This is a genomic window from Nocardia sp. NBC_01327 (assembly GCF_035958815.1).
GTDB lineage: Bacteria > Actinomycetota > Actinomycetes > Mycobacteriales > Mycobacteriaceae > Nocardia.
Genome location: NZ_CP108383.1, coordinates 7,543,815 through 7,563,332, shown reverse-complemented (window position 1 = coordinate 7,563,332; position 19,518 = coordinate 7,543,815). Strand labels below are relative to the sequence as shown.

At 64.0% G+C, this 19,518-nt stretch carries 16 protein-coding genes and 1 tRNA gene; 6 read left to right on the top strand and 11 right to left on the bottom strand.

Features of this window, described 5'->3' with window-relative positions:
- The first annotated feature begins 95 nt into the window (after nucleotides 1-95).
- Genes OG326_RS34975 through OG326_RS34965 form a run of 3 tightly spaced genes read left to right on the top strand, consistent with a single transcriptional unit; the run spans nucleotide 96 to nucleotide 3,894 of the window.
- Nucleotides 96-1,001 carry a metal-dependent hydrolase gene (locus OG326_RS34975; protein WP_327141395.1) on the top strand — a complete coding sequence of 302 codons (906 nt, stop codon included), beginning with the start codon at nucleotides 96-98 and terminating at the stop codon, nucleotides 999-1,001.
- Nucleotides 998-2,107 carry a PDR/VanB family oxidoreductase gene (locus OG326_RS34970; RefSeq protein ID WP_327141394.1) on the top strand — a complete coding sequence of 370 codons (1,110 nt, stop codon included), beginning with the start codon at nucleotides 998-1,000 and terminating at the stop codon, nucleotides 2,105-2,107. Before OG326_RS34975 ends, OG326_RS34970 begins: the two co-directional genes overlap by 4 nt.
- Before the next feature lie 20 nt (nucleotides 2,108-2,127).
- The gene (locus OG326_RS34965; RefSeq protein WP_327141393.1) at nucleotides 2,128-3,894 is read left to right on the top strand and encodes an SDR family oxidoreductase; all 1,767 of its coding nucleotides are present in this window, start codon (nucleotides 2,128-2,130) and stop codon (nucleotides 3,892-3,894) included.
- A 635-nt stretch (nucleotides 3,895-4,529) separates the two neighbouring features.
- On the opposite strand, the gene OG326_RS34960 is transcribed toward OG326_RS34965, so the two are convergent.
- From OG326_RS34960 to OG326_RS34950, 3 genes are all read right to left on the bottom strand, one after another.
- Entirely contained in the window at nucleotides 4,530-5,024 is a 495-nt protein-coding gene (locus OG326_RS34960) for a hypothetical protein (protein ID WP_327141392.1), read from the bottom strand.
- A gap of 3 nt (nucleotides 5,025-5,027) precedes the next feature.
- Nucleotides 5,028-6,053 carry a TerC/Alx family metal homeostasis membrane protein gene (locus OG326_RS34955; protein ID WP_327141391.1) on the bottom strand — a complete coding sequence of 342 codons (1,026 nt, stop codon included), beginning with the start codon at nucleotides 6,051-6,053 and terminating at the stop codon, nucleotides 5,028-5,030.
- A 208-nt stretch (nucleotides 6,054-6,261) separates the two neighbouring features.
- On the bottom strand, nucleotides 6,262-6,690 hold the full coding sequence (locus OG326_RS34950; protein ID WP_327141390.1) for a nitroreductase family deazaflavin-dependent oxidoreductase: 429 nt from the start codon (nucleotides 6,688-6,690) through the stop codon (nucleotides 6,262-6,264).
- A gap of 129 nt (nucleotides 6,691-6,819) precedes the next feature.
- On the opposite strand from OG326_RS34950, the gene OG326_RS34945 reads away from it, so the two are divergent.
- The 3 genes from OG326_RS34945 to OG326_RS34935 all read left to right on the top strand — a co-directional run bounded on the left by OG326_RS34945 (nucleotide 6,820) and on the right by OG326_RS34935 (nucleotide 8,374).
- Nucleotides 6,820-7,200 carry a DUF4234 domain-containing protein gene (locus OG326_RS34945; protein WP_327141389.1) on the top strand — a complete coding sequence of 127 codons (381 nt, stop codon included), beginning with the start codon at nucleotides 6,820-6,822 and terminating at the stop codon, nucleotides 7,198-7,200.
- Between the two features lie 183 nt (nucleotides 7,201-7,383).
- Nucleotides 7,384-7,457, top strand: a tRNA-Ile gene (locus OG326_RS34940).
- A 437-nt stretch (nucleotides 7,458-7,894) separates the two neighbouring features.
- Nucleotides 7,895-8,374, top strand: a complete 480-nt coding sequence (locus OG326_RS34935; RefSeq protein WP_327141388.1) for a site-specific integrase — start codon at nucleotides 7,895-7,897, stop codon at nucleotides 8,372-8,374.
- A 463-nt stretch (nucleotides 8,375-8,837) separates the two neighbouring features.
- On the opposite strand, the gene OG326_RS34930 is transcribed toward OG326_RS34935, so the two are convergent.
- The 8 genes from OG326_RS34930 to mraY form a co-directional block, all read right to left on the bottom strand.
- Complete coding sequence (locus OG326_RS34930; protein WP_327141387.1) at nucleotides 8,838-9,551, bottom strand: hypothetical protein; 714 nt, start codon at nucleotides 9,549-9,551, stop codon at nucleotides 8,838-8,840.
- 49 nt (nucleotides 9,552-9,600) lie between these two features.
- A complete protein-coding gene (locus tag OG326_RS34925) occupies nucleotides 9,601-12,711 on the bottom strand; it encodes a hypothetical protein (protein ID WP_327141386.1) in 3,111 nt (1,036 codons plus the stop codon).
- Between the two features lie 277 nt (nucleotides 12,712-12,988).
- Nucleotides 12,989-13,741 (bottom strand): hypothetical protein, encoded by a 753-nt coding sequence (locus tag OG326_RS34920; protein WP_327141385.1) that lies wholly within the window; start codon nucleotides 13,739-13,741, stop codon nucleotides 12,989-12,991.
- A gap of 1,397 nt (nucleotides 13,742-15,138) precedes the next feature.
- Entirely contained in the window at nucleotides 15,139-15,447 is a 309-nt protein-coding gene (locus tag OG326_RS34915) for a hypothetical protein (RefSeq protein ID WP_327141384.1), read from the bottom strand.
- 220 nt (nucleotides 15,448-15,667) lie between these two features.
- A complete protein-coding gene (locus OG326_RS34910; RefSeq protein ID WP_327141383.1) occupies nucleotides 15,668-16,207 on the bottom strand; it encodes an orotate phosphoribosyltransferase in 540 nt (179 codons plus the stop codon).
- 150 nt (nucleotides 16,208-16,357) lie between these two features.
- On the bottom strand, nucleotides 16,358-17,215 hold the full coding sequence (locus OG326_RS34905; RefSeq protein WP_327141382.1) for an Ig-like domain-containing protein: 858 nt from the start codon (nucleotides 17,213-17,215) through the stop codon (nucleotides 16,358-16,360).
- A gap of 158 nt (nucleotides 17,216-17,373) precedes the next feature.
- Nucleotides 17,374-18,354, bottom strand: a complete 981-nt coding sequence (locus OG326_RS34900; protein ID WP_327141381.1) for an aldo/keto reductase — start codon at nucleotides 18,352-18,354, stop codon at nucleotides 17,374-17,376.
- Nucleotides 18,355-18,427: 73 nt separating this feature from the next.
- Nucleotides 18,428-19,504 (bottom strand): phospho-N-acetylmuramoyl-pentapeptide-transferase, encoded by a 1,077-nt coding sequence (gene mraY, locus OG326_RS34895; protein ID WP_327141380.1) that lies wholly within the window; start codon nucleotides 19,502-19,504, stop codon nucleotides 18,428-18,430.
- Nucleotides 19,505-19,518 lie beyond the last annotated feature (14 nt).

Here is a 19,518-nt window from a genome sequence, read left to right as displayed (position 1 = left end):
AGAATATTGCTACGCTCACGAAGCAACAGGCGACTGTGGGTCTGCTCACCCGGGTCACCGACAACGCTGTCAAGAACTCGACACCAGGAGTATCGATGAAGCTACTTCCGAAACTGGGCCGCCGGCCGGTGACCGAACCCGGTGAGGTAGCCCTGCACGCCCGCAACGTGCACTTCGACTGGTCCAATACCGCCCCGGTGTGGATGACCGCCGAACCGATCGCCTCCCATGTACTGAACGCCCTCAGCATGCTGCTGCCTGAGGGTGAGCGCATGTTCCTGGTGACCTACGGGGAAGCGCTCGAACTCGTCCGGGACGAGAAGCTGCGCGAGGCCATGATCGGCTTCATCGGCCAGGAATCCATGCACGCCGAGAGCCATAACGGCGCCCTCGAAGAGGTGCTCGCGACGCACGGCATCGATGTGGAACCGTATGTGCGACAGGCGGAATACCTGTTCCGCAAGACCCTCGGCCACCGTGAGATGGGTTCCGCCGCCGCCCAGCAGCAGGTGCTGGTGGAGCGGCTCGGCGTCATCGCCACGCTCGAGCACTTCTTCGCCTTCCTCGGTGACTGGGTGCTCAATGCCGATCTGGAGAAGTTCGACGCCGATCCGCAGATGCTGGATCTGTTCCGCTGGCACGGGGCCGAAGAGGTCGAACACCGCATGGTCGCGCACGATGTGGCCGAGTACTTCGGGGTCGGATATCTGCGGCGTGGTGCGCTCATGCTGATCGTCTTCCCGATCTTCATCGCACTGCTGCTGCGCGGCACCAAGTATCTGGTGCATCAGGATCCGTCGCTGCCCAATCACCGGTACCCGGTGCTGGTCGCCCGCATCTTCGCCTCGATGTGGCGGGGTGCGGTACCCGGCATTCCGTCGCTGCTGATCAGTGCCCTGTCGACCTTCAAGCCCGGGTACACCCCCGAGCCCGTGGGTTCGAGCGCGCAGGCCATCGCCTATCTCGCGCAGTCGCCGGCTGCCCGAGCCATGGCCTCGTGAGCGGGAGCCGACCGGTTCCCGCGCAGCCGCCGCTCGACCTGTACGGGAAGGGGCGTTCCGACCGCGCCACCCGCGTGCTCGATGCCATCGCGGAGACGCGGCTGCGCTGGACCACCCTGGTGAACCGGCACGAACCGCCCGCGCGGGTCGATGATCGGCGGCTGCCGCTGGTGCTGGTGCAGCGCCGGGTCGAAGCGCACGACACCGATGTCATCAGCCTCATGTTCACCGCGGCCGACGGGCGGGCGCTGCCCGAATGGCGGCCGGGTGCGCACCTGGATCTGGAACTGCCGTCGGGGCGGGTGCGGCAGTACTCGCTGTGCGGTGATCCGGCGGATCGGCACGCCTATCGAATCGCGGTGCGCCGCATACCGAATGGCGGCGGCGGATCGCTCGAGGTGCACGATTCGCTGACCGTGGGCACTCTGGTGACGGTGCGCGGGCCGCGCAATGCGTTCCCCTTCGTACTGCCCGGATATGGATCCTCTGCCGCGCGAGTGCATTTCGTGGCGGGCGGTATCGGCATCACCCCGATCCTGCCGATGGTGCGCATGGCGCATCGGCTCGGCGTGGACTGGACCATGGTGTACGCCGGGCGCAGTCGCGACACCATTCCGTTCCTGTCGGAGGTGGAATCCTTCGGGCATCGCGTCACCGTCCGCACCGATGACGAGCACGGCATACCCACCGCCGCCGAACTGCTGGCCGGTGTCGGGACCGATACGTCCGTCTACTGCTGCGGACCCGTGGTCATGACGCAGGCCATCGCCGATTCGGTGCGCGATATGCCGGGCGTGGAACTGTATTCCGAGCGCTTCTCGCCGCCGCCGGTGGTGAACGGCACCGCTTTCCAGGTGCAGCTCGCGCGCACCGGCGAGGTCATCGACATTCCCGCCGACAAGTCGGTGCTCGAAGAGGTGCTGAAAGTCCGCCCCGACAGCCCGTATTCGTGCCGGCAGGGTTTCTGCCGCACCTGCCGGGTCAATACGCTCGCCGGTGACGTCGACCATCGCGACACCGTGCTCACCGACGGCGAACGGGCCGCCGGCGACATGCTCATCTGTGTATCCCGTTGCGCCGGTGACCGTTTGGTCCTGGACCTGTGACACCCTCTCAGGAGAAGATCGTGACCGATCAAACGCCAGTCATCGCTGCCGACGAGCGCATCGTGCGCAGTGGTGAATTCGATATCGCCGTCTACGAATACGGTGAGCCGTCCGCTGAAACCGTTGTGCTTGTGCATGGTTGGCCCGATGACAATCACCTGTGGGATCGGGTGGTGCCGCTGCTGGCCGACCGCTTCCACGTGGTCACCTATGACACCCGCGGACACGGTCGCTCCACGCGTACCGACCGCACCGAGGACTACCGGCTCGAGCATTTCGCCGCCGATTTCTTCGCCGTCGCCGAGGCGGTGAGCCCCGATAAGCCGGTGCACATCCTGGCGCACGACTGGGGTTCGGTGGAGATGTGGGAGGCGGTGTGCGAGCCCGAAGCCGCCACGCGCGTAGCGTCTTTCACCTCGGTGTCCGGGCCGAACCTGGATCATATGGGCGCCTGGGTGCGTGCCGATCTCTCGCGCGGCAAGGTGTGGGGCCCGTTCACCCAGCTGCTGTCCTCGGCCTACACCGGGTTGTTCATGACGCCCGGGCTGCCGAAGGTGGTGCTGCGGCCGCTGGGCACCGAGAAGGTGTGGTCGCGGTTTGTCGGGCTGATGAACGACACCTCGCCGGAGAACATCAAATTCGGGCCCGAGTTCCGGCGCGACTTCTTCGACGGGATGCGCATCTACCGGGCGAATATCGTGCAGCGCATGGCCGGTCCGCGGGATCGCCGCACCGAGGTTCCGGTGCAGCTCATCATCGCTCGCCGCGATGTGGCGGTGCGGCCGGCCGGATATGCCGACACCAAGGAGTACGCGCCCAACCTGTACCGGCGTGAGGTCGGCGGCGGGCACTGGCTGCCGTTCTCGCATCCCGAGCTGCTGGCCACCTCCACCGCCGAACTCATCGATTCGCTGCGCACCGGGGATACCCCGCGCACGCTGCGGCGTGCCGAAGTCGGCAGGGAGAAAAGGGCTTTCGAGGATCAGCTGCTGGTCATCACCGGCGGCGGCAGTGGCATCGGGCGCGAGACGGCGCTCGCCTTCGCGCGCGGCGGCGCCGAGGTGGTGCTGTCGGACATCAACCTCGACTCCGCCAAGGAGACCGCGGAACTCATTGCCCGCGAAGGTGGTACGGCGCATGCGTACCAGCTGGACGTGTCCTCCGCGGCGGCCGTCGATGAGCACGCTGCCACGGTGATCGCCGCGCACGGGGTGCCGGACATCCTCATCAACAATGCGGGGATCGGGCAGGCGGGAGACTTCTTCGACACTCCCGCAGCCGAATTCGATCGGGTGCTCAATATCAACCTGCACGGCGTGATCAACGGCTGCCGGGCGTTCGGCAAAGCCATGGCCGAGCGCGGGCTCGGCGGCCATATCGTGAATCTCTCCAGCATGGCGGCGTACACCCCGCAGCGTGGTTTCTCGGCGTACTCCACCAGCAAGTCCGCTGTCTTCATGTTCTCCGACTGCCTGCGCGCCGAACTGGCGGGCAAGAACATCGGCGTGCACACCATCTGCCCCGGCATCGTGCACACCAATATCGTTGCCACCACCCGCTTCTCGGGCGTTTCCGCCGAGGAGGAGGCAGCCAAGCAGGAGCGCTTCGACAAGCTCTACGCGGCGCGCCGCTACGGGCCGGAGAAGGTCGCGGCGCAGATCGTCAAGGCTGTCGAACAGGGACGTGACATCGTGCCGGTGACGCCCGAGGCGTGGTTGCAGTACCGGTTCAACCGCTTCGCGCCGACCGTCGCCCGCTTTTTCGCGGCGCGGGTGAAGCTGACGTAGCCGCGCGGACTACTGAGTAAGCATGTGCCCCCTGCGAATATCCGCAGGGGGCACACCCATCTCTGTCCTGGCTCGCGAGTGTGCACGGGGTGCTGCCGGGGTGCGGGCATCGCCGCCGTGGCCGCGCGGTCGTCGCTGCCGTGGCGCGGGAGATTCGTACCCAGCGCAAACGTGGTTCACACCAGGGGGGATTCCCCGAATTGAGGGGGCTGTCGAAGCGATCGGGGGGCCGGTAGCTTTCGGCTATAGCACGACGATTGCCGTTCGGCAGGGGAGGGCGAGAGCTGATGACCGGGATAGTGGTGATGGGCGCGTTCTTGATCGCGGTACTGGCGGTGTTCATTCGGATGGATCGCCAAGCAGGGCGGCGCAGGAACCGAAGGCGCTGGGGCAGCGGTTCTTACGGAGATTCGGGCGGATCCTCCAGTTCCGGCGGTTACTACGGGGGATCCGGCGGCGGGCACAGCCACGGCGGGCACAGCCACGGCGGGCACGGGTGCGGCGGGGGCCATAGCGGGTGCGGCGGGGGTAGTGGCTGTGGTGGCGGCGGGTGCGGTGGCGGCAGTGGTTGCGGTGGCGGGGGCTGCGGGGGTGGTGGCGGTGGCGGTAACTGAGCCGCCGTCCGGCAGCTCGGTTCAGTCGTGGGCCGGCTGTGCCTGCTCGATGGCTGCCACCCGCTCGGGCGGGATGCCCCACGGGTTATCCACTCCTGCAACCGTATCCAGATTCCACAGCACACACCGCTCACCACGGCGCGCCACCATGGACCAGGCCACCACGGTGCGCCCGAGCTGATCCGCCATCGAGTCCGCGTTCGTACCGCGGGAGCCCTCACCCTCCGGGAAATGGTGCAGGAATCGCCCGTACGCCGCGTCGCAGAATCGCGCGTACCGCAGGGTGCAGAGGATGAGCCCGTGCCACGCTTCGTCCACCGCATGAGAAGGCATACCGATCACCTGATCGTCCCGCATGGCGGCTCCGCAGCAGCGCAACCATTGCCGCAGACCGGTTTCCACGAGTTCCCGGGGCTGCCAGGGGCAGGTCTTGTACACAGCCTCCGGGAGTTCCAGGGCGTCCACGACTCGATTCAGTTCATCCAGCCGTGGACGCCGGAAGCGTTGCAGCACCATGATTCACGGTACGACAGTGGGCTCCTCGCCCGCATGCCGCTGTTCTCCGCGGGTTGCGCGCAGGCTGGTGAAGGTGACCGTCGCCAGCACCACCACGATGAACACCAGTGAGGTGGCGGTGGGGATCTGGGGTACGCCGCTCCAGATGCCGTGCGCCCAGTGCAGCACCAGCTTCACGCCGATGAAGGCGAGAATGGCGGCCAGGCCGTAGGCCAGGTGCACCAGTCGCGACAGCGCGGCGTGCAGCACGAAATACAGTGCGCGCAAACCGAGTAGCGCGAAGGCGTTGGTGGCGAACACCAGGAACGGGTCACCGGTGACGCCGTAGACCGCGGGGACGGAGTCGACGGCGAAGACGAGGTCGGTGGCCATGACCGCGGCCACCACCAGGGCGAGCGGGGTGAGTGCGCGGCGACCGGCCTGTCGGACGGTCATGCGGGTGCCCTGATAGTCGTCGGTGACGGGCATGAACCGGCGCATCAGCTTGACCGACTTCATCGACGATACGTCGACCTCCTGCTCGTGCCCGCCGGCCGCGTCGGCCAGCAGCTTCACGGCGGTGACCAGCAGGATCAGGCCGAACAGCAGGAACGCCCAATCCAGTGTGGCCAGGGCCGCGGCGCCCAGCGCGATGAAGATGCCGCGCAGGACCAGCGCTCCGGCGATGCCGTACAGCAGGACTCGCTGCGCCAGCGCCGCCGGGACCGCGAAGGCCGACAGCAGCAGCATGAAGACGAAGAGGTTGTCGACCGACAGCGACTTCTCCAGCAGATATCCGGTGAAGAATTCCATGCCGGTGGTGGAGCCGTGGCCGGCCCACAGGAAGATGCCGAACGCGATCGGCAGGGCGATATAGAAGACGGTCCAGCCGATGGCCTCGCGCATGGACACTTCGTGCGGGCGGCGGGTGATCGCGAAGTCCATGACCAGCAGGGCCAGGACGACGGCGATGGTGCCGCCCCACAACCACGGTGTGCCGATGGTGTGGATTACCGCGGGACTTGCGAATAGTGAAAGTTCGGGACTCATTCAGGACCTCCTCGGGCAGGAAAAACCGCCTGAGGTCTCCTTCACCCGTGTCCTCGGGCAACCACCCGGGGATCGCGATGGCGCAATCCGTACTGACCGGAATGATTCTTGGGAAGTACTCCCCTCGACGCAGAGGATAACCGACCCTTAACTCACCTGTCCAACAAGCCGCGCCGTGTGCGTGGTCACCCGGCGCGGCAATCCGGGGTCAACGCGGGCTGAGTACGACCACCGCGATCGGCCGGGACGTCTTCTTCTGATACTCCGCGTACCGGCCTCCGTTGACCTTGTCGACCAGCGCGAATCGCCGCGCGTAGTCCGGATCATCCGGATAGGTGGGGTGTGCCGTCACCTGGATCTTGGTGGTGCCGACCTGGATCTCGACCTCCGGGGCGGCCTTCACATTCGCCAGCCAGCCCGGCGGCTTCGAGGAGCCGCCATTGGAGGCGGTCACCAGGTAGTCCTTGCCGTCCTTGGCATAGGTCAGCGCCGAGGTGCGCGGCTGCCCGGTCTTGCGGCCGACCGTCCGCAGCAGCAGCGTCGGATTGCCGAAGAGCAGCCGGTGCCCGACGAGCCCGCCGGTGTTCTCGTACAGCCATTGGTGGCCTCGAAGCACGTTCACGAACAGATTCGCCATGGTTCCTCCTGTTGCGCGGTTAACGCCAGCCTATGCGGTTCACGATCTGATCATGAAGCCGCCGATACGGTGGCCTTGCTCGCGCTGCCGGAGCCTCCAATTCCGGTCGACAACAACAGGATCGAAGAAATGAACACTGCCCTCGTGGCCTCCCCGATCAAGAACCGCAATGCCGTGCTGGTGTGGCTCGTCTGGCCGCTCATCACGCTCGGCATCTACTTCCTGGTCTGGTACTACAAGATTCACAAGGAGATGGCGGAACTCCGCCGCGACCCGGACGCGCCCGTGGCCGGCCCGCTCCTGGTGATGATCTTCCTGTCCTGGACCGGAATCGCCGCCATCATCAGCTTCTGGCGCACCGGCACCCGCATCAAGGAATCCCAGGAGGCGGCGGGCCTGCAGGGCACCTGCAACCCGGTCCTCGGCTTCCTCCTGAACTTCGTCTTCGGCCTCGGCATCCTCTACTACCAGCTCGAGCTCAACAAGATCGCCGACCGCTTCGCCCAATAACCGAAACCCGCCCCGCCCCGCCCGATTCGGGCCGAGCCACCGCAACGAAAGACCCCCGGCGCCATCCCCGCCGGGGGTCTTCCGCACCCCAACCTACGACACCGTAGAAACCCGGGGGTCCACTAGGCATCCCCCCAACCCTCGCGGTAGCATCGCGAGGCCCGCAGCACACCGCCGCGGTCAGGGGCGGTAGCTCAGTCGGTTAGAGCCGTGGACTCATAATCCATTGGTCGCGGGTTCGAGCCCCGCCCGCCCCACTTATACCCTTTGAACTGCGCGGATCTGATCGAGTGCCGCCAGGTCGATCAAGCACAAAGCACGTCGAGCCATGGATTCTGCGCGTAAAATACGGCCCGTATGAGGACACTCGACCTGGATGATCTCCGGGAACTGAAGGACGACTTCGCCACTGGGCCGCGCCGTTAGAGCCGCAGTAAGACCACCATTGACGGCTATCTGGTTCACATCGGCTACCTCATCTACTACCTCGTTTCGAACGAGCTGCCGGCCAGCGCGCCGGCCATCACCTACGAGCACCTCGGCGCCTACATAGAGTCGCTACTGACGCGCACGAACAGGCGCACAGGCCCGCCACTCTCGCCGCAATACTCCCGCAGCCAGTACCGAAGCCTGCAACAGTTCTTCAAATACCTTGCGGCCGAAGACAATCATCGAGGCAGACCCATTCGCGAAGATGACCCTGCCTGACGCGCCCGAGCAGCTCGTAGCGGGCCCACCGGACGACGCCCTCCGCGCCCTACTGTCCGAATGCGCTGGCACCGACTTCGAGGCGTTGCGCGACACCGCCATCATCCGAATGCTCACCGATACCGGTTGCCATGCAGGAGAACTCGCCGGATTGGACGTCGATGGCATTGACTTCGTAGAGAACACAGCAATGGTTCTCGGCGAAGGCCGCGCACCGCACCATTCGGCGACAAGACACGAGCTGCCCTTCGGAAGTACCTACGAGCCCGTGCCAAACACCCAAAAACCAACCACAACGAGCAAGCTCTCTGGCTCGGACGCCGGCACGGCGCCGCGGGGGCACGCCACCGACATTGGAGCAATGGCACGGTTGGTGACCCTCGCCGAATGGGCAAAAACGCATGGCCTCAGCTTGACGACCGTTCGGACGAAATGGGCGCTGCGCGAGGACTTCCCAGCGCACTAGCAATACCGTGCCCGCCCTGCCGGAACCAGCCGTGGAGCACGCCATCGGGAGTAGGAGCTCGACGGCTGGCTGGTGCGTTGGCAGGCGCAGCGCCGACCGGACTCGTACGCCATGCCCGAAGACCCCGACGAATACCGGAAACTCGGCACGATCGCCCGCCTTCTCGGCATGGACGGCGAAACGGTCGCCGCGCGCCGCATCTGTGACCTTCTGGGCCAGCTTCGTGACCGAGGTTGTCGCACAGTCGGTTCCGAGTAGGCTCCGGTGCAGCGTGAGCTCCGCATGAGTTCGGTTCCGTTCCTGAAGGACCGGTCCGGTGGCGCCCGACCTGGGGCGCGAGGTGCCTTCGACATCTATGACGGGTTCGGACAGCAATTTTCGTCTGCGATGATCATTCAGGGTCGAAATCGGAAAGCCTGAACCGGGTCAGTTCGAATCTCACAGGAGCGATACGTCGGGGCGTTCAGTTCCCCGACCGTGCGGCGGCGTAGTCGGGGAACCGTTCGCGCATCGCAGTGTCGAACGCGGACGCATCCTCGAGGGAATCCCACCGGTGGAACTGCTCACGCTGCAGATACCACCGCATCAACGACGCCGCCTCCTGCACGCAACCATCCAGCACACAGAGCAGGAGAGTCCCCCGCAGCAGGGTCGGATCCGGATTCGTCTCCCATGGCGCGATCGTCGGTTCCCGCGCAGTTTCGAGCAGCGCTGAGAACGTGGCTCGCTTGGCGAACCACACCCGGGCAGGGCCACGTACGTAACCCATGAACTTAGTCACCGATCTATCGACATCGGTATCGAAATCGACCGACATCACCAACGGCTCCGGTGACTCATCAAGGAGTTCGAAGAGCGCGCGATCGATGTCACCGCGACTGAGCCCCTCGCCGGGCAGGTCGCGCATGATCTCATCGACGGCCGGCGAGCCGATCCGTGCAGTCCCTTCCAGGCGAAGGCCACCATTGCGGTGACGCTCGATGTAGGCGTCGACAACTCGAGTCATTCGGGGGATCGACTCGTCCGTCGGGCTGAAGCGGACCTTCGTCCACAACTGTGGTCCGGTGCTGGGCCACACCTCTAGCGGTGCGCAAGTCGTGAACCCTTCTGCCTCCATCGCTTTCGTCAATCGGGGAATGATCTGCTTCGTCCATCGAGCTTGGTTGCGCGCACCCACTGTCGATACCCTTTCTGACGTCACGTTCGCGTCGACTCTAGTTCTGATTTCAGCGGCGCAGGAACGTGGCACCATAACCTAAACATCGTCTCTGCTCGGGCGTCGACCCGACCTGTGTGGGCATCGCGATTTTGACGACAAGCTTCTGGTTCACCGGGCTCGTTCCGCGATCGGGGCGGGTCAGAGCGGCGACGGGGGCGGCTAGCGGAAGTATTTCGGGTGGCGATTGCAGGGCTGCTGAGACATCGACGGCTCCACCTCCTGGTGACAGCAGCGCGGAGGTCTCACCCACCCTCCTGGTGGGAGGCTTGAATCCGAGCTGTAGCAGTTTGTCCAGCTCCTTCACGCCGAATTCACTCAATTTATCCGCAGTTTTAACGATGTTGAGAAGTTGGTCTTCCGGAAATATCGCGGAGTTCAGGAGGCCCTCAAGTGTATCGTGTTTGAACTGGTACAGGTCTTCCCGCGGATCATGCAGAACTGCTGCTCTGTCGGCAGCCTCCTGAAGGACCGCGGAGTACCCCCTCAGCATGGAGTCCGCGAACTCCAGATTGTCGTCGGGACTCCGAACGACCGAACCGTATTTGTCCGGAAAATAGTTGTCCGCAGTATAAAATACTGTTGGGTCGTCCGGCACAATGCCAGGGCCGCCATCCGGCATGTCCCCATTCCATCGATACGTCTCGACCCGAGTCACCTTGGATCCAGGCTTGATCCCGTACTTTTCTTCTAGCAGATCTCGAAACTTGTCGCTCTCGACTTGGAGCGGCATATCATAATCTCCGCCATTGCGGTAATAGTTATATGCCGAGTATTGGCCTGGTTGGTACCCCGACCGGTTGAATTTGGATTCGACCAGGACGACGTTACCTTCTTTGTCGACGCACAGAAAGTCTGGCTTGAAGTATTTGCCCGGTCTTCCCGGGATAGGAAGCCATGGCTCCTCTGCGACGATTGTGAGGCCTCTCATCTTGATTCGCGCCCTGGTATATGCGTCGCCGACCTTGCCGAGAACTCCCGACTTGTTCGGTGCATTGCCCAGCCCCGACACCGTCAACTCTGGGTGGTCAGGCCCGATAGTCGGCATGTCATCCGCTGGCGGGGTGCCGGTCTCAAGCGCCTCCTGGTCAGCCTTGGGGATACTGGGCGCGGTGTTCCGGCGACCAGTTTTGGCCCAATCATCCATTTTGACGGAGTGGCCGTCATGCCAGAGGCCATTTTTGGTGGGCGCGGCCCCATCAGGAAGGAAACGCTTTTCAGCCCCCTGCGCCCCGGTCTCGTCGTACCCGTACCACCTGCCCTTCTCGTCACGTCCGTAGGTGATCCCGTTGCTTGCCTCGAATTCCTCACCCGGCCCAATAAGCGCCGCTGGGCTGCTGCGTCGGCCACCGCTGAGGATGCCGAACAGGCCGCCCTGGTCACCGTCGCCGAACAGTGCCTGCTGAAGTCGGTCACCGGCAGCTTGTGCGGCCGCAGACATTTGTCCGAGGACGCCGCCACCAGAGTCCGCCGCGGGGCCGAGGGGGACCAGATCGTCTACGGGTCCCTTCAGGAACGAGTCCAATGCGTTGAGGCCGGACGATATCCGACCGAAGAAGCCATCGATCCCCGCTGATAGTCGGTCCTGGAAACTGTTCAGCATCGAATCCAAACCGCCACCGGGCGTTTCCTGGGCGAGGCCCGGCACCCGGTTCCGGCCGTCGGATTCACCCGAATTTTCGGTGGAGCCGGCGCTTGTGGCGTCTTCGTTCGGTGCGGCGAGTCCGCCGTTCTGGGTTGCGGCTCGGGCGTCACGCGATTGTTGAATAGCGGCCATGACTTCGGCATCGGTGAGGCGCTGTTCCTGACCCAATGTGCCGGCGTCTTGTAGCTGCTTGATGATTTCGGGATCGTTGCGGCCTTCGGCGACCAGTGCGTCGATGAGCAACTCTTCCGAGGTTCGGCTGCCGACGCGGTAGATACCCAGGCGCGCCATCGTCGCGAGGATGCGTTCACCGATCTGGAATTCGGGTAGCGGGAGCAGAGTAGCGGCGTCCATCAGCGCAGTTGTGGCGCTCGGCCCGTCGTGCATGATGTTCTGGGATTTTTGGACGAGCGAGGGGTCAAGAGGGTTTGCGGCAACGGTCAATCCGGCGGCGAAGGTGTCCGCCATGAATTGCAACGGCGCGAGAGCCGGCGCAATAAGACCCTTTCCTATTCCGGTAAAGGTGACATCCGGGTTCGGTAGGTTCGCATCGCCCGCACCGAAACCAGTCATGTGCATAGGGTCGGCCAACGAGTCGAAACCGACGGAAAAGGTTCGATTGATGGCACCGAGAGCCGCACCAGGCCAGTGATCGACGGTATCCCATGCTTTGTCGAAACCGCTGCGGGTGTCGGGGGGAGTTTGTACCGAGAGAACGTTGCCGTGCTGGTCGAGGGTTGTGCGCGTGCCGTTGGCGTCGTCGCGGGTGATCGTCCCGTCGGCGTTCGCGTTCTGCTGGTAGGAATTCTTCGGGTCGGTCCCCGTGAAATCGTCCTGTTGCAGGAAACCGGTGACGTTGCCCTGATCGTCGGTCTGGGGTGTCTGGTAATAGGTGTGAGTGCCGGTTTTGTCGGTTTGGGTGCGCCACATCATCGGGGCCTGATGGCCGTCCTCGTCGACTCTCGTGGGGACGATGTTCCAGCGGTGGCCGTCGGCGTCGTTCTCCCAGCCTTGCCCGTCCTTGTTGATCTGGCCGGTGAGCGCGCCGTGAATGACACCACCCTTGCCGTCGGGCTGGTCGCCGAACAAGGTCTTTGAATTGGTGGCAGGGTCGATATAGGTGCTGTGCTGATGACCATCGATACCGATGGAGTTCTGCTGGACGCCGGTGAGGTTTCCGTGCCTGTCGTAGGCCGACACGACGTTGTTGTTCCAATTGTTTCCCTGCGCCCCGATTACGTAATCAGGTGTGCCGGAGGTCGACGATCCATGGTTGTAGGCCTGGACATAGCCCGGCCCGTCCTGGGTATCTTTGCCGACATAATTCGCTGAATCATCAGAGCTGTTCGTCCACCGCTGGTAGCCACCCAGTCCATTGCCTGTGACACGAGAATTAGTTTGGACGCCGGTTTTTGGATCGGTATAGGTCTGGTCGACAGTCTGGTTGCCGTTACCGATGGGGATGGTGTTCTTCACCGGATTTCCATTGGCGTCTGTCGACCACCATGTATCTCCTTCGTGGTGACTACTCGCCTCTGGTGGCAGGCCGACAGGGTCAGACATTTGAACTCCAATAGTTTGTGCCGAACAGAGGGTCAGTCGGCATTTCGGGCATGAAAAACGCGCCCCACAGGTATGCGAGACGCGTTTACTTCCGGTGCGACTTGGATCGCACCAGCGATGTCAGATGATTCCTTTTGCTACGAGAGGTTTGATCTACTCGCTGATAAAGCCACTTCGGACAGTTGAGCGGCTATAGCGAGATGCACTCGCGGATCCACTGCGGGATTTCCTCGGTTGCCCGAGGGAACGCTGCGAGCTCCGCCTTCAAGCTCTCTGTGACCGGCGGTATCTTCACCCACGGCAGGTCGGTGGTTTTCGAGAACTGTGCGCGATAGTTGTCGGGGCCTGCGATGGATATCTGGCCGCTGAGCCAGGTTCCGGTCCGCTCGTCGTAGCAGGCCCGCTTGTAGTCGGCGAGCATCGCCAGCATCGCCTCCGACGGCTCGAGGTTCTCCGTTATCTGTTTCTTACGACTGCGGATGACCTTGACGCCGGCGTGGCCTTCCTCGCCGATCAGTCGCACCCACAGCAGCGCGAACTCCCATCGAGGACCACACAGCCGCACTGCCTCGTCCACCAACGCCCGCTCGATCACCTCCGGCCCGAGCTCGTCGGCGGCTGTCGACTCCCACCACGCCCGGATACCCTGTCCCGCGAACTCGCGGCTGATCGCGTCGAGCACCTCATGGACGAACGGCGTCGGTTCGCTATCACTGAACAGCACGATGTCGACACCTGCGAAGTCCGCGATACCCGCCCTGCGGGCTAAATCCTGCACATACCCGGACTGGACTCCGTACACGTAGGAATTGATCTTCAACCGGAAGTCCTCGTTCAACAGCGTGGGATCGCCATCGGAATAAGACCTCTCCTCGGTCATAGCCAGCAACAGGCGCCCATCCGGCCCCGCCGCCAGCTGATCGATCTTGTCGTGCTCACTCACACTCATCCAAATATCCTCACGTCCTACTCAATCTTCCTGGTACACAAGGTAATATCTACAGGAGTTCACAGTGCGAACGAGCGCTGAGGGTCCCTCCTGTGAGGTGGCTACGGGCTCATTGGATGATTTCTCGGCCTGTGGACTGATGCTGCGGGTGTCAGTGCACCGGAATCGACGTTGTCCCCGGGGACGGGTTATCACGTGAATACAGGCGGGGTGCACATTGCCCCGCGGAATACTCCAGCGTGGCAACATACTTCGGCCGCCGCTGCACGTGCACCGCCTGAATGCCATGAAGATTGCCTGACCGCCAGGGCGGGCGAATGAACGTCCGAACAGTCGGCAGCGTATCGGATGGAGCGTGACGATTCGGCAAAAAGTGTCCAACAGTGCAGGTAGAAGGCTATTTCTGTCTACCGTCATATGACGGTCACTGGCTCATCGGAACGACTGAAGCCCTGACCGGAAAGGAAAGGGGGTCAGCGCTTCGGGATTTATTCAGGGTGAAATTTCGTAGGTGAGGCGGGCGCACAGATCTATCGCTGGTAAAGGTTTTACTCAAGGATGGGGACTTGTCAATCGGCTGGCAGCCTGCGCGATCGGTCAGTGCGAAGCCGGAGTGATGCGGCGGTCGGTGGTTGACTGTCGGGGGTTGTTTGCCCTGCGGTAGCCGAGGGGTGGGTGCCCACGCGAGAGAGGCGTCGTGCGAGGCCGGCAGCATAACCCTTCCTCGTGTTAAAACACGGCAAAAGTGTTGAACAGACCTGGTGGGACTATATTTCCGTCACTCGAATGTGGATCGTGCCCAGCGCCGCGACGGAGCGGGGGCTCCGCGCGTGCACTGTCACGACCAGAGGCCCCGAGGCAAACCCGACCGTTCTAAGGAGGACAGTCGCAGGGCTCTATCCGATCAAGATCAACAGGGTGCAGGTGAACAGCAATGGATTTTGAAATTATGCTGGCCCGCGATCAGCGTTTTCGCAGGTCAGGACAATGTCAAGCCTGTTTGAACTCATAATCCATTGGTCGCGGGTTCGAGCCCCGCCCGCCCCACTTACGGCCTCTGAACAGTGCCGATGCTTGGCTGAAGTCGCGAGAGATCCGAATACGAAAGCGCATCCAGCTTTGTATTTGCGCGTAATCATCCGGTATCGGGTCGCTCGATCCAGGCGATCTCCGGGAACTGAAGGAAGACTTCGCAATTGAGCTGCGCCGGCCGGAATTGCAGCAGTATGTTCGCGGCACCCGTGAAAGTCGGCAGCCATTGCGGCGGACATACCGCACATACGCGCATGAAAAGGCCACTCGCTCATCGAATCCCGGTGAGCGAGGGGCCTTCTGGCGGTTATGGACCGATGGTGGGGTTGGTGAGGTTCAGTTGATGGGTGGGCACGTGGCTAAGCCGGGCGCCCGGACAGTCCATAGCAAAATTCCTGCCCGACGATCGTCTCGGCGACCCCGCACGCAGCAAAGAAGAGGGGGGTAAGGGCGGCGAATATGTCGTTGTAGACGGCGGCGCTGCCCGTGGGGACGCCCTGGGCGTTGCTGGAGCCGGAGTCGCCCTGAGGGGTGCTGGAGCCGGAGGTAGCGGAATTGCTTGCGGAGAGACTGTCCGCATCGGCGGTGCCCGCGCCGGCGACGAGCACGGAGGTGAGGGCCAGGGTGGTGAATCCGGTGCGTATGGCCCTGCGGGATGAGGATGTCATGCTCGCTGACATTATCTGAAATAATGTCATTTCAACTTGTTTCGGCGCACCTATGGAGGCGCACATAATCCATTCGGTCGCGGGTTCGAGCCCCGCCCGCCCCATGTATGGCCTCTGCTCAGCCCCGGACCTCTACCGCGAGTCTTCTTCTCGCACGCGGTTTTTGGGAACACGAATGGATTGTGCGCGTCGTCGAAACGGACGGCCCGGTATTTCGGGATCAGGTCAGTTCCAGCAAGTTCAGCAGCTCCACCCCGTGCGCGGCCAGGTTGGTGCGGCCGGTGCGGCCTCGGTCGATGACGCAGAGGGCGTGGGTGATGGTGGCGCCCAGGGGGCGGAGGTCGGCTGCGGAGAGGGCGATTTGGCCGCCGGTGTTTACGACGGCGTCGATGATCAGGACGTGTTTGCCGGTGATGTCGGCGCCCTCGGCCAGGCGGCAGGTTCCGTGGATCTTGGCCTTCTTGCGGATGAAGGCGATCGGGAGTCCGGTGTGGAGGGAGAGGGCGGTTGCGACGGGGACGCCGCCGAGTTCCAGGCCGGCCAGGACCTCGGTGTTCGGGGGGATGAGGGGGACCATGGCGCGGGCGGCGGCGTCGAGTAGGGCGGGGTCGGCTGCGAAGCGGTACTCGTCCAGGAACTGGGTGGCGGTTTCGCCGGATCGCAGGAGGAACTCGCCGGTCAGGTGGGCCGCCTGACGGATCCGGGCCGAGAGGTCGCCTTCGGCCGCGGGGCGGGGGAGGGAGGCGTGGAGATCGCGCATCCTCAGAGGGTAGGGGGCGCTGTTTGCGTCTGTGTGGCGCCGAGCGCTCGTCCAGATTGCGTGGCAGCTGATCAGCGATGCGCTGCAATAGAATTCGTGGCACGACACTGCGGTCGCGGGGTACCCGCGACCGCAGTGGTCAGGTGACGATCAGAAGGAGCCGGTGCTGGGCTTGGGGGGTGTCGTGGTGGTGGTCGAGACGTCGGCCACGGTGACCGCCTGGGTCGTGGTGGAGCCGGCGACGCCGGTGCGGCCGGAGAAGGTGGCGGTGATGTTGTAGGTGCCCGCGGCGCCGGGGGTCCAGCCGATCGAGGCGGTGCCGTTCGCGGCGACGGGGATGGAGCCGAGAACCTGGTCGCCCGCCTTGAATTCGATGGTGCCGCCCGCTGCCGCCGGCGAGACGCTCGCCTGCAGGGTGGTGGCGTTGTTGACCTGGAGGCCGCTCACCGGGGCGAGCGTGGTGGTCGAGACGGCGTCGCTGGACACGGTGATGGCCGGGCCCTTGTCGGTGTAGTTGCCGGCGCCGAGCGAGCCGGTGTAGCTCATAGAGGTCGGCAGCGCGGTGTCGCGCGCGCAGTTGACGCCCACCGTGTACTGCACCGAGAAGGTCTGGGATTTCGGTGAGATGTTCGGGTACACCGGGTATTTGACGATGCTGAAGGAGGCGCTGGCCGTGCCCGCGGCCGAGGTGTCGAGCGAGACCTGATCGCCGCCCATCGTGGCCGAGCCCGCGACCGGAGTCAGGCAGGTGGGGTGCGCGTCCGCGATCGAGTAGATGTACTCGACCGGAATGCCGGTCCGCTCGAACATCGTCGTGACGGTGATGGTTTCGCCGGCGATCGGGGTGGTGTCCGAGACTGTCCGGGTGAACTTGCTGTTCCCGTCGGTCCAGGTGATCGTTCCCGATGCGGCCACGGCCGTGCCGGGGATCATCGTCACCGCGAGACCGCCCGCTACCGCGATCGCGGCCGCCGCTCCGGCTGCCCGCCGCATATTGCTGTCCATCATTTGCATCTCCCACAGACCTCGGGTGTCCCTTGACACGGTCGTCGAAGGGTTTCCGCACCCGAGTTCGGCGTGATTACATCACGGTGAACTGGTCGGCGGACCAGAATCTGAAATGATTGTGATTCAGTTTCCGTGAAGGTTGCCGGCCACCGCCGAAGTCAGCTGGTCGATCTTGTTGTGGCGTGGGCTGCGAAGGATTGGCGGTCACCGGTCCAGGCTTCGGGGGAGACGAACTTCTCCAGGTCTTCGAGGTCGGCTGCGGACAGCTCGACGGTGGCGGCGGCTGCGTTTTCGAGGATGCGGGCGGAGCGGCGGGTGCCGGGGATGGGGACCACGTCCGGGCCCTGGGCCAGGAGCCAGGCGAGCGCCAGCTGGCCCGCTGTGATGTCCAGGCGGGCGGCCAGGTCGCGGAGGGCGGCTACCTGGGTGAGGTTGTTGTCCAGGTGGTCGCCTTGGAAACGGGGGTCGTTGCGACGGAAGTCGCTGGTGGCCACGGTGGTTGGGTCCAGGGTGGCGGTGAGCAGGCCGCGGCCCAGGGGGCTGTAGGGGACCAGGCCGATGCCGAGTCGGCGGGCAGTGGGGACGACGTCGTGTTCTGGCTCTCGCCAGAGCATCGACCACTCGAATTGCACTGCGGCGAGGGGGTGGACGGCGGCCGCCTCGGCCAACTGGGCCGGGGTTGCTTCGGAGATGCCGAGGTGGCGGACTTTGCCGGAGGCTACCAATTCGGCCATGGCGCCGATGGTTTCGGCAACCGGTACCTCGGGGTCGATGCGATGAAGGTAGTAGAGGTCGATGACGTCGCGGTCGAGGCGCTGTAGTGAGGCGTCGCAGTATTCGCGGACGTGGGCGGGGTTGCCGTCCAGGCGGACACCGGAATCGGTGCGGACGATGCCGAATTTGGTTGCTACCCGGACCTGTTCGCCGGCGTCCCGCAGGGCGCGGGCCAGCAGGCGCTCATTGTGGCCGCTGCCGTAGCTCATGGCGGTGTCGAAAAGGGTTACGCCGGCGTCGATCGCGGTGTGGATCGCGGTGATCGACTCCTCGTCATCGGTCGCGCCGTAGCCCTGAGAGAAGCCCATGCATCCCAAACCGATTGCGGAAGTGGTCAATTCGCTGCCGAGCTGATGCTGCTGCATGACCCCATCGTGCTGACGGGGTGAGGATCGCACAAATAGGAATTCCGATGGGTGCCATCGGCGCGTCAATGGGTTACCTGGTGGCGGCGAGGTGTTCGCCGTAGAAGAGCATGAGGCCGACACCGGCGGCAATGCCGCCCAGCAGCCAGAAGCGGATGATGACGGCGGTTTCCGGCCAGGTGCTCAGTTCGAAATGGTGGTGGAAGGGGGCCATTTTGAACAGCCGGGTGCGGTTGGCTTTGAAGACCGCGATCTGGAGCGCGACGGAGAGGATTTCCGCGACGAAGAGCGCGCCGATGACCGTCATGAGAAGTTCGGTGCGGGTGGTGATGGAGATACCGGCGATGAGGCCGCCGAGCGCGAGGGAACCGGTATCGCCCATGAAGATCTTGGCGGGGGCCGCATTCCACCAGAGGAAGCCGATACAGGCCGCGGCGCCGGACGCGCAGACCAGCGACAGATCCAGCGGATCGCGCACGGTGTAGCACCCGACGCCGGGCTTGATCGAGCAGGCATTGGTGTACTGCCAGAGGGTGACGATCACATACGCGCCCAGTGCCAGCGCCATCGATCCGGCGGCCAGGCCGTCGAGGCCGTCGGTGATATTGACCGCGTTCGACCAGGCGATCACGAGGAAGACCACGAGCACCAGGAACACGATGATGCCGAAGGACAGGAACGGGTAGTCGCGGACGTACGACAGGTGCCGGCTCGCCGGGGTCAGGCCCGAATTGCTGGGAAAACGCAGCGCCAGGACGCCGAAGACGATGGCGGCGGTGAGCTGTCCGAGATACTTGCCCTTGGCGGTCAGGCCCAGATTGCGGTGTTTGTACAGCTTGATGAAGTCATCGAGGAAACCGACCACGCCGAGTGCGGTCGCCAACCCGAGGACGAGCAGCCCGGAGGCGGTCAAACCCTCTGCGTCATACCGTATTCCGATCAGATGCGAGCCCAGATAACCGGCCCACATGCCGATGATGATGGCAATGCCGCCCATGGTCGGCGTACCGCGCTTGGCCTGATGGCTGGCCGGACCGTCCGACCGGATCTCCTGCCCGACATTCCTTTTCGCGAACAGCTTGATCAACAGCGGTGTCAGTGTGATCGACACCGCCAATGCGATCAGGACCGCGAAAAAGATCTGCCTCATCTACCCACCTCGTG

Excerpts from the sequence above, each read along its gene's own strand:
- OG326_RS34915 (WP_327141384.1), bottom strand. The coding sequence starts at position 15,447 with ATGACATCCTCATCCCGCAGGGCCATACGCACCGGATTCACCACCCTG.
- OG326_RS34950 (WP_327141390.1), bottom strand. The coding sequence starts at position 6,690 with ATGGCGAATCTGTTCGTGAACGTGCTTCGAGGCCACCAATGGCTGTAC.
- OG326_RS34935 (WP_327141388.1), top strand. The coding sequence starts at position 7,895 with ATGACCCTGCCTGACGCGCCCGAGCAGCTCGTAGCGGGCCCACCGGAC.
- OG326_RS34975 (WP_327141395.1), top strand. The coding sequence starts at position 96 with ATGAAGCTACTTCCGAAACTGGGCCGCCGGCCGGTGACCGAACCCGGT.
- OG326_RS34905 (WP_327141382.1), bottom strand. The coding sequence starts at position 17,215 with ATGATGGACAGCAATATGCGGCGGGCAGCCGGAGCGGCGGCCGCGATC.
- OG326_RS34900 (WP_327141381.1), bottom strand. The coding sequence starts at position 18,354 with ATGCAGCAGCATCAGCTCGGCAGCGAATTGACCACTTCCGCAATCGGT.
- OG326_RS34955 (WP_327141391.1), bottom strand. The coding sequence starts at position 6,053 with ATGAGTCCCGAACTTTCACTATTCGCAAGTCCCGCGGTAATCCACACC.
- OG326_RS34960 (WP_327141392.1), bottom strand. The coding sequence starts at position 5,024 with ATGGTGCTGCAACGCTTCCGGCGTCCACGGCTGGATGAACTGAATCGA.
- OG326_RS34945 (WP_327141389.1), top strand. The coding sequence starts at position 6,820 with ATGAACACTGCCCTCGTGGCCTCCCCGATCAAGAACCGCAATGCCGTG.
- OG326_RS34910 (WP_327141383.1), bottom strand. The coding sequence starts at position 16,207 with ATGCGCGATCTCCACGCCTCCCTCCCCCGCCCCGCGGCCGAAGGCGAC.
- mraY (WP_327141380.1), bottom strand. The coding sequence starts at position 19,504 with ATGAGGCAGATCTTTTTCGCGGTCCTGATCGCATTGGCGGTGTCGATC.